Source organism: Micromonospora sp. M42 (assembly GCF_000568915.1).
In the GTDB taxonomy this organism is placed as follows: domain Bacteria; phylum Actinomycetota; class Actinomycetes; order Mycobacteriales; family Micromonosporaceae; genus Micromonospora; species Micromonospora chalcea.
On sequence record NZ_KK037233.1, the window covers coordinates 4,159,002 to 4,170,761 of the forward strand.

Sequence of the window (11,760 nt, forward strand, 5' to 3'; positions counted from 1 at the left end):
CGGTCGCGCCCGCCCGGACGCGCAGGGGGACCGCGGCGGCCGGCGTCTCGACTGGCTGGACGACTGACAGCCACCAGCACGCATGACTGTGGCCGCCCGCGTTCGCGGGCGGCCACAGTCGTTGGTTGATACCCCGGCGAGCGGGTGGTGGAGCCGGTGACTCAGGCGGCGGCGAAGTAGTCCTGGCGCAGCACCGGCACCACGTCGGAGACGCCGACCTCGGTCGCGACGTCGACGTCCTCGGCGAAGCCACCCTCGGCGAGTTCCCGGCCGGACACGCACCCCCGCACCGCCGCCGGACATCAGGGGTGCTTGGTTAGCGCGGCCAGCGCAATCGCTGCCTCCACCGAAAGTCCGCCGGCACCCCGGCGAGCGCGTCGAGCACGCAGGCCGCGCCGAGCTGGTCCTCCACGCAAGGCCGCAGTGACCCGTCGGGCCAGCGCTCCCCGGCCGCCACCACACCCACGGGAGCGTCGGTCGAGCCGTACCCCTGGGTGCGGAGCCAGCGCCCGACGGCGCGCGCGTTGCGCAGGCAGGCCGCGACCACCGGCACTCCGGTGGCGCTCGCGGCGGCGCTGATCGCGGAGCCGTTCGGCGACGGCAGCACCAGGTCGGCGACGACGGGCGCGGCCCGCAGCGCCGCCGGGGAGAGCGACCACGGGTGCTCCGCTGTCGCCCTCCGGCGGCCCACCGCGGCTACGGCGCCGACCCGGCGGGCGTAGTCGGCGGCCTGCTCGCCCCACGGGAACGGGTGCACCCGCATGCCGCGGCTCACCGCCACCTCCACGGCGGTGGTGAACGACAGCACGTCCACCACCACCAGGGCGGCGCAGACCCGGCCGAGCTCCGCCGCCCCGGTCAGTCCCCAGTCGAAGCGGGCACCGGCGCCGGGCTGGGCGAAAACGGCCAAGGCCGGGGCCTCAGCGCCGGTCCGGCGCCGGCTCACCGGGAGCCGGGCCGTCGGACCCGTCGGCAGGCGCCGAAGCGTCCTGCGCCGGGATCGCGTCGGAGGCCGGCGCGGTCTCGTCGGAATCCGCGTCGGACGCGGCCGGAGCGGAGTCGGTGGCGGCCGGCGCGGGCGCCTCGGCCGGCGAGGCGTCCGTGCCCGTCTCGGCGATCGGCTCGGAGGCGACCTCGGCCGGGTCCACGCCGACCGGCTGCTCGGCGGTGGCCGGAAGCACGGTGGTGGTCCCGGTACGGGTCGCCGCCACCTCCACCCGCGCCGCCTCGGCCGCGCCGAACAGGCGCGGCAGCGTGCCGCTGTGCGCCTCGCGCAGCTCGTCCAGGCCGATCCGGAACTGGCCGTGCACCTCCAGCGCGCCGGAGGCCGGGTCGGTGACGCCGATGAACTCCCACGGCACGCCGCGCTCGGCGCAGAGGGCGGTGAACGCCTTCTCGTGCCCGCGCGGCACCGACACCAGCGCCCGGCCGGCGGACTCGCTGAACAGGAACACGAACGGCATCGAGCCACCGGCGAAGTGCTCCGGCACCACGACCCGGGCGCCGACGCCGCGGCGCAGGGCCGACTCGACCAGGCTCTGCGCCAGGCCGCCGTCGGAGAGATCGTGCGCCGAGCTGAGGTGACCGACGCGGGCCGCCTCGGCCAGCAGCTCGGCGAGCTGCCGCTCACGGGCCAGGTCGACCTGCGGCGGGATGCCGCCCAGGTGCTCGTGGGTCACCCAGGCCCACTCCGAGCCGGACAGCTCGACGTGCGTCTCGCCCAGCAGGAAGAGCTGGTCGTGGTCGCCGGCCGCGCGGGGCACGAAGCCCATCGGCACCCGGTTCGCCACGTCGTCGAGCACGCCGAGCACGCCGACCACCGGGGTCGGGTGGATGGCCGCCGCGCCGGTCTGGTTGTAGAAGCTGACGTTGCCGCCGGTCACCGGGATGCCCAGCTCCAGGCAGCCGTCCGCCAGGCCGCGTACGGCCTCGGCGAACTGCCACATCACGCCCGGGTCCTCCGGCGAGCCGAAGTTCAGGCAGTTGGTGACCGCGATCGGCTTCGCGCCGGTCACCGCCACGTTCCGGTACGCCTCGGCCAGCGCCAGCTTCGTCCCGTGGTACGGGTCGAGGCGGGCGTACCGGCCGTTGCCGTCGACGGAGAGCGCGACGCCGAGGCCGCTGCGCTCGTCGATCCGGATCACGCCGGAGTCCTCCGGCTGGGCGAGCACGGTGTTGCCGAGCACGTAGCGGTCGTACTGCTCGGTGACCCAGGTCTTGTCGGCCAGGTTGGGCGACGCGATCATGCGCAGCACGGTCTCCCGGAGCGCCTCCGGGGTGTTCGGCCGGGGCAGCGTCTCGGCGCGGTCGGCCTGGAGCAGGATCAGGTCGGCCGGCTCGCGCATCGGCCGGGCGTAGACCGGGCCGTCGTCGACGAGCGAGCCCGGCGGCACGTCCACCACGAGCTGGTCACGCCAGGTGACGACCAGGCGGCCCGGCTGGCCGTCCGGGGACGGCGCGGTGACCTCGCCGATGGCGGTGGCCCAGACGCCCCACTTCTCGGCGGTCTTGAGGACCGCGTCGAGCTTGTCCGGCGAGACGACGAGCAGCATCCGCTCCTGGGACTCGCTGGCCAGGATCTCGTGCGGCTCCATCGACGGCTCGCGCAGCGGCACCCGCTCCAGCCACACCCGCATGCCGGTGCCGGCGGAGGCGGCGGTCTCGGTGAGCGCGCAGGTCAGGCCGGCGCCGCCGAGGTCCTGGATGCCGACGACCAGTTCGGCGTCGTACAGCTCCAGGCACGCCTCGATCAGTAGCTTCTCCATGAACGGGTCGCCGACCTGCACGGACGGGCGGCGCTGCTCGCTGCCCTCGTCGAAGGTGGCGCTGGCCAGCACCGACACGCCGCCGATGCCGTCGCGGCCGGTCTTGGCGCCCATCAGGACCACGATGTTGCCGGGGCCGGTGGCGTCCTTCTTCTGCAGCCGGTCGACCGGCAGCACGCCCAGGCAGAGCGCGTTGACCAGCGGGTTGCCCTGGTAGCAGGGGTCGAAGACGACCTCGCCGCCGATGTTGGGCAGGCCGAGGCAGTTGCCGTAGCCGCCGACGCCGGCGACCACGCCGGGCAGCACCCGGGCGGTGTCCGGGTGGTCGGCCGCGCCGAAGCGCAGCGGGTCCATCACGGCGACCGGGCGCGCGCCCATGGCGAGGATGTCGCGGACGATGCCGCCGACGCCGGTCGCCGCGCCCTGGTACGGCTCGACGAAGCTCGGGTGGTTGTGCGACTCGACCTTGAAGGTCACCGCCAGCTCGTCGGAGACCTGGACCACGCCGGCGTTCTCCCCGATGCCGGCGAGCAGCCGGTCGCTCGGCGGGGCCTTCTCGCCGAACTGGCGCAGGTGCACCTTGCTCGACTTGTAGGAGCAGTGCTCGCTCCACATGATCGAGTACATGGCCAGCTCGGCCTGGGTGGGCCGGCGGCCGAGGATGTGCCGGATCCGGTCGTACTCGTCGTCGCGGAGGCCCAGCTCGGCGTACGGCTGAAGCTCTTCCGGCGTCTCGGCGGCCCGGGGGACGGTGTCCACGCCCGGCGCCCACTCGTCGGTCGGGCCGCCCTGCGGCTCCCGCAGGGCCGGGTCCGGATGGGTGGTCATGACGTCTCCTTGTTGCGCTCGCCGCCCGTGCGGCGGGTGAGCCGACCGATGATCACGGCCACCATCACGCCGGCGCTCCCACCAGGTGCTTGAGCACCGAGGTGAAGAAGCCGAGGCCGTCCAGGGACGGGCCGGTGAGCGCCTCCACCGCGTGCTCGGGGTGCGGCATGATGCCGACCACGTTGCCGGCCTCGTTGGTGATCGCGGCGATGTCGCGCAGCGATCCGTTGGGGTTGCCGCCGACGTAGCGGGCGACGACGCGGCCCTCGCCCTCCAGCCGGTCGAGCGTCGCGGCGTCCGCGACGTAGCAGCCCTCGCCGTTCTTGACCGGGACGAGCACCTCCTGGCCCGGCTGGAACGCGTTGGTCCAGGCGGTGCCGGTGGCCTCGATCCGCAGGACCTGGTCCCGGTTGCGGAAGTGCAGGTGCTGGTTGCGGGTGAGCGCGCCGGGCAGCAGGTGCGCCTCGCAGAGGATCTGGAAGCCGTTGCAGATGCCGAGGACCGGCAGGCCACCTCGCGCGGCCTGGACGATCGTCTCCATCACCGGGGCGAACCGGGCGATGGCGCCGCAGCGCAGGTAGTCACCGTAGGAGAAGCCGCCGGGCAGGACGACGGCGTCCACCCCGTGCAGGTCCGGGTCGCCGTGCCAGAGCCGGACCGCCTCGGCGCCGGCGATCCGCACGGCCCGGGCCGCGTCCCCGTCGTCGAGCGAGCCGGGGAAGGTCACCACACCGACCCGGGCGGTCACGACTGCGCGCCCGCGGTCTCGTCGGTGTTTACCACGCGGACGGTGAAGTCCTCGATGACCGGGTTGGCCAGCAGCTTGTCGGCGATCTCGCGGGCCCGGTCCAGGTCCGGTTCGCCGGTGAACTCGATCTCGATCCGCCTGCCGATCCGAACCGAGGCGACGTCGCTGACGCCGAGCCGGGGCAGCGCGTTCGCGACGGCCTGGCCCTGCGGATCGAGGATCTCGGGCTTGAGCATGACGTCGACTACGACGCGAGGCACGGGGCACTCCTGACTGTGTACGCAGTTGGGTGCCGGCCCACTATCGGGCGAGCGCAGCCAGCCTACCTGGCAGATACCGCCCGGCCCGAACCGGCCGGGGGCAGTTCCGGCAGTGCCGGGCGGGACCGGCGACGCCGGCCGGGCACCGTTGCCCGTTCGTTGCTGCGTCGATGCGAATTCGTTGCGCTCGGTGCCTGTGGGTGACCCTCCGCACCACCCTCTACCAGGCATTCTGCTGCGAAACGCCCCAGCTTGGACAGGTATCCGACAGCACGTCGACGCGACACGCGGCGGACGTCACGCCATCGGCGTTTTTCGATTCATCTCTTGTGACACCGCGAGGCACGCCCGTAGCATGCATCGTCAGATGTCGATGCACCCGATCGATGTCTCTCGCCGGCTCCCCCGTCCGGCGGGTGTCATTCTGCCCGGCAACCCCGGGCGTCGCGCAGAAGGAGCCCCGACATGCGCCTCCGTCCCCTGCTCGCCGTGCTGACCACCGCGCTGGCCGGTGTCCTGGCCACCGCCTCCGGCGCCGCCGCCGCGCCGGCCGGCCCGCAGCCGATCATCGGTGGCGGCACCGTCTCGTCCGCGCCCTGGGCCGCCGCCGTCTTCAGCAACGGCTCGTTCACCTGCTCCGGCAGCGTGATCGCGCCCCAGTGGGTGCTCACCGCCCGGCACTGCGTCAGCGGCACCATGTCCGTGCGGGTCGGCAGCGTCTACTACGCCTCGGGTGGCGTCACCCGCACCGTGAGCGCCTCCTACACCCGCTACGACCTGGCCCTGCTGCGCCTGTCCAGCACGGTGAGCACCTCCGCCGTCTCGCTCGCCAGCAGCAACCCGCCGGTCGGCTCCACGAACACCATCTACGGCTGGGGCATGACCTGCTACAGCGGTTGCGGCGCGTCGCCCCAGCTCAAGACCGCGAGCGTACGGGTGACCAGCACCAGCGTCACCGACGCGTACGGCGGCCAGGCGATCCGGAGCACCCGGGTCAACGGCAACGCCTGGCGGGGCGACTCGGGTGGCCCGCAGTTCTACAACGGCCAGCAGGTCGGCGTGGCCTCCACCGCCGACGGCCAGAGCATCCAGAACTACGGCAGTGTCGCGTACAACCGGTCCTGGATCGCCTCGACGGCCGGTGTCTGACGGTTGATGCCGATGCGGCGCGGATCGGCCGGGAGCAGCCCGGCCGTCCGCGCCGCGTCGTTTTTCAGCATGCGATCAGCTGAACACGGCTCCCGAACCACCCGGCCGAGGGCTGACAGCATCGGAAACGTGCTGGTCGTGACGACGGATCAACTGCCTGGCTACGAGATCCGCCAGATCCTCGGCGAAGTGGTCTCGTCGATGGCGAGGACCCGCAACCCGTACCGCGAGGGGGTCAAGAACCTGCGCGGTGGCGCATACGACCCGCTGGCGCCGGACAACCTGACCCGGTGGCGTACCGACTCGGTGGCCCGGCTCGGCGAAGAGGCCCGCCGCCTCGGCGCGAACGCGGTGATCGGCATGCGCTTCGACAGCCGCGACTGCGGCGAGATGTGGATGGAGATCTGCGCGTACGGCACGGCGGTGATCGTCGCGCCCAAGATGCCGGACGTCATGCCGCCGGACCAGCCGGCGATCGCGGCCGAGACCGCCCACGACCCGGAGATCGCCTCCGCCCCGGGCGGCATCGCCGAACCGGCCAGCGCCCCCAACCTGAGTTCCGCAGCCGAAACCCCCACCGGCCCCTGACCCCTCGCCCTGCGGCGTCGATCATGAAGTTGACGGCAGGAATGATCTCCCTGAGTGCCGTCAACTTCATGATCGCCGGGGAAAGGGCCTGGGTCAGAGGATGGGGGGCGGGGTGTAGGTGGCGGCCTGGGGGTGGGACTCGACCACACCGGTGATTCGTGCGGTCACGCGGTTGACCTGGTCGGCGGCGGCGCCAACGAAGGCGTTGCGGTCGGCCACCAGGGTGTCGATCTCGGCCCGGGTCAGGCCCAGCCGGCCGTCGGCTGCCAGGCGGTCGAACAGGTCGTTCTCCGCCGCGCCCTTCTCCCGCATGGCCAGCGCCACGGCGACCGCGTGCTCCTTGATCACCTCGTGCGCGACCTCCCGGCCGACACCCCGGCGTACGGCTGCCACCAGGATCTTCGTGGTGGCGAGGAACGGCAGGAAGCGCTCCAGCTCCCGGTTGATCACCGCTGGGTACGGACCGAACTCGTCCAGCACGGTGAGGAACGTCTGGAACAGCCCGTCGGCAGCGAAGAACGCATCAGGCAGCGCCACCCGGCGTACCACCGAGCAGGAGACGTCGCCCTCGTTCCACTGGTCACCGGCCAGCTCACCGACCATCGACAGGTAACCCCTGATGATCACCGCGAAGCCGTTCACCCGCTCCGACGAGCGCGTGTTCATCTTGTGCGGCATGGCGCTGGACCCGACCTGGCCCGGCTTGAAGCCCTCGGTGACCAGCTCCTGGCCCACCATCAGCCGGATCGTGGTGGCCAGCGACGACGGCGCGGCGGCCACCTGGGCCAGCGCGGAGAGCACGTCGAAGTCCAGCGAACGCGGGTAGACCTGGCCGACGCTGTCCAGCACCCGGCTGAAGCCCAGGTGCCCGGCCACCCGGCGCTCCAGCTCGGCCACCTTCCCGGCGTCGCCGTCGAAGAGGTCGAGCTGGTCGGCGGCGGTGCCCACCGGCCCCTTGATCCCGCGCAGCGGGTAGCGGCCGATCAGGTCCTCCAGCCGCTCGTACGCGATCAGCAGCTCCTCCGCGGCGGACGCGAAGCGCTTGCCGAGCGTGGTGGCCTGCGCGGCGACGTTGTGCGACCGGCCGGTCATCACCAGCGCCGAGTACTCGCCCGCGTGCCAGCCCAGCCGGGCCAGCGTGGCGACCACCCGGTCCCGGATCAGCTCCAGCGAGGCACGGATCTGGAGCTGCTCGACGTTCTCGGTGAGGTCCCGGGAGGTCATCCCCTTGTGCACGTGCTCGTGCCCGGCGAGCGCGCTGAACTCCTCGATCCGGGCCTTCACGTCGTGCCGGGTGACCCGCTCCCGCGCCGCGATCGAGGCCAGGTCGACGTCGTCGACCACCCGCTCGTACGCCTCGACCACACCGTCCGGCACCGGCACGCCGAGATCACGCTGGGCCTTGAGCACCGCCAGCCAGAGCCGGCGCTCCATCCGGACCTTCTCCTCCGGCGACCAGAGGGCGACCAGTTCGGGCGAGGCGTACCGGTTGGCGAGCACGTTCGGGATCGTCGTCACGGCCCTCATTCTCGCGTACGGGCTCGCGCCGCCACCGGTCGGCCCGCTGGTGGCGGACGCCCTGAACCGGTCCGGCCCGGGGCGTCCGTCTTATCCGGTCAGGGCAACAGGTTGATCAGATCCGGGTGACCGGCAAGCGCCGTGACCTGCTCCAGAGTGAGCGGCGGGGTCGCGCCACCCTTGACGCCCTTCGGCCAGCGGCTTCCGAACTCTCCGTCCGTCGGCATGTCCGAGGCGCCTCCGGTGTTGGGCCGGTTGTCGATCACCACCTCGACCGTGCCGCGGTCGGGTCGCTGGACGAACACGCTGTAGACCACCGACCCGGCCGGACGGGAGACGATCGTGACGACCCGGTTCCCGTCCGGGCGGGTCGACTCGGTGCACTCGCCGTCATGCGCGTGCGCCCGGTGCGTCGCGGGCGGGAGCGCTCCGACCGTGGCGCAGCTCAGCACCAGGGCCGCGCGGCGCTCCACGATGATCTCCCCGTCGCCGGCCAGCCCGCCTCGCTGCACCATGAAGTTGTACGACAGGAGAGTCGCGCCGTTGGGCCCGTCGTCCCCTCCGCGGAAGGGCAGCAGATAGATCATTCCGTCCGGCGAGGCGGCGTCGAGCGCGGCGGTGACCGCATCCCCCGCTGGGCCGTCGTAGTCCCACCTGGGGGGACCGTAGGCCTGCGCAGTGTCGGTCCCTGCCGGTGGTCGTGGGGCCAGAACGAGCGACCGCTCCCGAGCCATCTCGATCGTCTGTTCCATCGAGAGCGCCGGCTTGTCCTGCGTGAGATAGAGGCGGACCAGCGTGCCGTCCGAGCGGAGCGACTCGATCAGGTAGCTGTTGCTTCCCACCGGCCGTGCCGAGCCGGGGCGCGAGCCGAAACCGGTGAGCAACCGCCGGGCCCGCAGGCGCTCGCCACCAGGGAACTCGGTCACCGTGCAGTAGCGGGCGGCGAGCGCGGTGGTCGGGCAGGGCGGGGCGAGAGACCAGGCAGCCTCTCCGTCGCGCACCAGCCGTAGCGTGACCTGCCCGGCCCGGTTCCCGACCCGGAACGTGGCGGCATACAGCACCGGTGCGTCGACGTTCAGCCGGCCCTTGGGCTCGAATCCGACCGGGGTCGGGCTGCTCTCGCCGCCCCACTTGGTCAGCCAGGTGAAGTCGGGTGCCTGCCGGCGCAGGGCGCTGGTCAGAGCAGCGTCGAGACGCGCCGCGTCCGCGGCGGTGCCCGCGACAGTGGTGACGGTCGACGTGGCCGCCGGTGTGGGGGACGGCATAGGCGCGAGAGCGACGGCGCGATCCACCACCACCGCGATCAGCTGACCGACGGCGATCGGGAGATTGTCCTCGGCGGTGACGGTCCGAACGTTCAGGCGTAGCAACGTGCCGTCCCGGCGCAGCGCCGCCGCGTCAGCGGTCTCCATTCGGCTCGGCATCTCATCCTGGAACCGCGGCGGCACCTCCTGCTCCGAGACCGACCGCCGATACCTGATCTTCTCCCCGTCCGGACCCGTCTGCTCGCCGCATTCGACGGCGTTCTTGGAGCAGGCATGAGCCGCCTCGGCCTGCCAGCGCTTCGCGCCCTCCCGGGTTATCTCCAGGTCTGCGATCAGATCCACGCCGTCCACCCGGACGCTGCCGGTCCCCCAATAACCGACGCCGCCGGGCCGGCCCACAGCCTGGGAAGCCCAGTTGGGGGTGTCGATGACGGGTGCGTCCTTCCTCGCCCAGGACAGGCGCGGCACCGCGCGGGTCAACGCCGCGATCACCGCGGCGTCGATCAGGTCCAGGTCCTGATCGCTGCCGGGAATCGTCGTGACGGCCGGTGCCGGCTTGGCCGGCTGGGCGTGCGGCTTGCCGATGAGCGTCGTGGTGCCGACCAGCACTGCCGCCACCACCGCGGCGACAGCCGTCATGCCGCCCCCGATCCGCAGCCGCCGGGCCCGGCGCTGTCCGCTGATCACCCGGTCGACATCCACCGTGGAGACCGGCGGCTCGCCGATCAGGTCGTCGAACAACTGTCGGTACGTCATGACAGCTCCCCTCGGGTCGACGGGATGCCGCCCAGCAGCAGGCGCAACGCCTCCAGGCCGCGTGCGGACTGGCTCTTCACAGTGCCGGTACTGATACCCATGACGTCGGCGGTCTCCTCCACCGACAGGTCGCAGTAGTAGCGGAGCACCAGCACGGCGCGCCGCCGGGGCGGCAGCTGGCCGAGCAGGGCGAGCAGCATGTCGCGTTCGGCGAGCGTGGGCTCCGGCAGGATCATGTCGGCGGTCTCCGGCACCGTGTCGGTGCTGTGCTCGCGCCGCCAGGGCCGCCGCCGCTCGTCCAGCCAGGCGTTTGTGAGCATTCCGCGCACGTACGCGTCGATGTTCTCCGCCGCGCGGACTCGGCGCCAGTGCCGGTAGAGCTTGCCGATCGTGATGGAGACCAGGTCGTCGGCGGTGTGCCACTCGCGGCAGAGGAGGTACGCGGTGCGGCGCAACGACTCCAGCCGGGCGGTGACGAACTGCCGGTACTCGTCTTCCTCGGCCCGGTTCACGTCCCGGAGCCTCTCGTACGCCTCATGCCCAGGTGACGCGGCCGAGCCGCCGTCGGGTTGCTCGGGGCGCCGGGAACGTGGAGCAGGGCTGCGGCCGGGACCGCAGCCCTGCCGGAAGCCGTCAGCGCTCCAGGATGGCTGTCACGCCCTGCCCACCGGCCGCGCAGATGGAGATCAGGCCGCGCCCGCTCCCCTTCTGATCAAGCAGCTTGGCGAGCGTGGCGACGATCCGGCCGCCGGTGGCGGCGAACGGGTGGCCGGCCGCCAGCGAGGAGCCGTTGACGTTCAGCTTCTCCCGGTCGATCGAGCCGAGCGGCGCGTCCAGGCCGAGGCGCTCCTTGCAGAACTCCGGCGACTCCCAGGCGGCGAGGGTGGCCAGCACCTGGGAGGCGAACGCCTCGTGGATCTCGTAGAAGTCGAAGTCCTGGAGGCTGAGCCCGGCCCGGGCCAGCATCCGGGGCACCGCGTACGTGGGGGCCATCAGCAGCCCCTCGTCGCCGTGCACGAAGTCGACGGCGGCGGTCTCGGACCAGGAGAACCAGGCGAGCACCGGCAGGTTGTGCGCCTTGGCCCACTCCTCGGACGCGAGCAGGACGGTCGACGCGCCGTCGGTGAGCGGCGAGGAGTTGCCGGCGGTCATGGTGGCCCGCTCGGCGTCCGCGCCGGAGGCGCCGAAGACCGGCTTGAGCGAGCCGAGCTTCTCCAGGCTGGTGTCCGGCCGCAGGTTCTGGTCGCGGGTCAGCCCCAGGTAGGGGGTCATCAGGTCGTCGAAGAACCCCTTGTCGTACGCGGCGGCGAGCCGCTGGTGCGAGCGCAGCGCGAGTTCGTCCTGCGCGGTCCGGTCGACGTTCCAGCGCAGCGCCGTCCGGGCCGCGTGCTCACCCATGGACAGTCCGGTACGCGGCTCGGCGTTGCGCGGGATCTCCGGCTTGAACGGCTGGTGCGGGCGCAGCTTCGCCGCGATCTTGAGCCGTTCGCCGAGCGTACGGGCGGAGTTGAGCTGGAGCAGGGTGCGCCGCATGTCCTCGTTGACGGCGAGTGGCGCGTCCGAGGTGGTGTCGACGCCACCGGCGATGCCGACCTCGATCTGCCCGAGGGCGATCTTGTTGGCGACCAGGATGGCGGCTTCCAGGCCGGTGCCGCAGGCCTGCTGGATGTCGTACGCGGGGGTGTGCGGGTCGAGCCGGGAGCCGAGCACCACCTCACGGGTGAGGTTGAAGTCGCGGGAGTGCTTGAGCACCGCGCCGGCCACCACTTCGCCGACCCGCTCGCCGGCCAGCCCGAACCGGGCGACCAGCCCGTCGAGCGCCGCGAGGAGCATGTCGGCGTTCGACGCGTGCGCGTAGCGCGAGTTGGACCGGGCGAAGGGGA

Annotated in this window: 9 protein-coding genes and 1 pseudogene; 2 read left to right on the forward strand and 8 right to left on the reverse strand. The window is 72.4% G+C overall.

The annotated features are described in order from the left end of the window. Positions 1-161: 161 nt before the first annotated feature. From MCBG_RS19115 to purS, 4 genes and pseudogenes are all read right to left on the reverse strand, one after another. Positions 162-910: pseudogene (locus tag MCBG_RS19115) on the reverse strand (2-phosphosulfolactate phosphatase). Between the two features lie 10 nt (positions 911-920). Continuing rightward, positions 921-3,593, reverse strand: coding sequence for a phosphoribosylformylglycinamidine synthase subunit PurL (gene purL / locus MCBG_RS19120; RefSeq protein WP_043327539.1), 2,673 nt, complete (start codon positions 3,591-3,593; stop codon positions 921-923). A gap of 64 nt (positions 3,594-3,657) precedes the next feature. Next, on the reverse strand, positions 3,658-4,341 hold the full coding sequence (purQ, locus tag MCBG_RS19125) for a phosphoribosylformylglycinamidine synthase subunit PurQ (RefSeq protein ID WP_043327540.1): 684 nt from the start codon (positions 4,339-4,341) through the stop codon (positions 3,658-3,660). Further along, positions 4,338-4,601, reverse strand: a complete 264-nt coding sequence (purS, locus tag MCBG_RS19130; RefSeq protein ID WP_043327541.1) for a phosphoribosylformylglycinamidine synthase subunit PurS — start codon at positions 4,599-4,601, stop codon at positions 4,338-4,340. Before purS ends, purQ begins: the two co-directional genes overlap by 4 nt. Positions 4,602-5,066: 465 nt before the next feature. Here purS and MCBG_RS19135 point away from each other — a divergent pair, with 465 nt between their 5' ends. Beyond that, the gene (locus tag MCBG_RS19135) at positions 5,067-5,750 is read left to right on the forward strand and encodes a S1 family peptidase (protein ID WP_043327542.1); all 684 of its coding nucleotides are present in this window, start codon (positions 5,067-5,069) and stop codon (positions 5,748-5,750) included. Positions 5,751-5,762: 12 nt separating this feature from the next. Beyond that, complete coding sequence (locus tag MCBG_RS19140) at positions 5,763-6,338, forward strand: YbjQ family protein (RefSeq protein WP_181373706.1); 576 nt, start codon at positions 5,763-5,765, stop codon at positions 6,336-6,338. 93 nt (positions 6,339-6,431) lie between these two features. Here the strand turns inward: MCBG_RS19140 and purB are convergent, their stop codons facing one another. The 4 genes from purB to MCBG_RS19160 form a co-directional block, all read right to left on the reverse strand. Further along, positions 6,432-7,865, reverse strand: a complete 1,434-nt coding sequence (gene purB / locus MCBG_RS19145; protein WP_284706547.1) for an adenylosuccinate lyase — start codon at positions 7,863-7,865, stop codon at positions 6,432-6,434. A gap of 89 nt (positions 7,866-7,954) precedes the next feature. Beyond that, a complete protein-coding gene (locus MCBG_RS19150) occupies positions 7,955-9,877 on the reverse strand; it encodes a hypothetical protein (protein ID WP_043327544.1) in 1,923 nt (640 codons plus the stop codon). Next, positions 9,874-10,389, reverse strand: coding sequence for a SigE family RNA polymerase sigma factor (locus tag MCBG_RS19155; RefSeq protein ID WP_043327545.1), 516 nt, complete (start codon positions 10,387-10,389; stop codon positions 9,874-9,876). The genes MCBG_RS19150 and MCBG_RS19155 overlap by 4 nt, the downstream gene beginning before the upstream one ends. A 121-nt stretch (positions 10,390-10,510) precedes the next feature. Then, on the reverse strand, positions 10,511-11,760 hold a 1,250-nt coding region (locus MCBG_RS19160; RefSeq protein WP_043327546.1), incomplete at its 5' end, for an acetyl-CoA C-acetyltransferase.

Bases quoted from the DNA above. Each gene is read 5' to 3' on its own strand.
- purL (WP_043327539.1), bottom strand. From the start codon at position 3,593: ATGACCACCCATCCGGACCCGGCCCTGCGGGAGCCGCAGGGCGGCCCG.
- MCBG_RS19135 (WP_043327542.1), top strand. From the start codon at position 5,067: ATGCGCCTCCGTCCCCTGCTCGCCGTGCTGACCACCGCGCTGGCCGGT.
- MCBG_RS19140 (WP_181373706.1), top strand. From the start codon at position 5,763: ATGCGGCGCGGATCGGCCGGGAGCAGCCCGGCCGTCCGCGCCGCGTCG.
- purB (WP_284706547.1), bottom strand. From the start codon at position 7,865: ATGAGGGCCGTGACGACGATCCCGAACGTGCTCGCCAACCGGTACGCC.
- MCBG_RS19150 (WP_043327544.1), bottom strand. From the start codon at position 9,877: ATGACGTACCGACAGTTGTTCGACGACCTGATCGGCGAGCCGCCGGTC.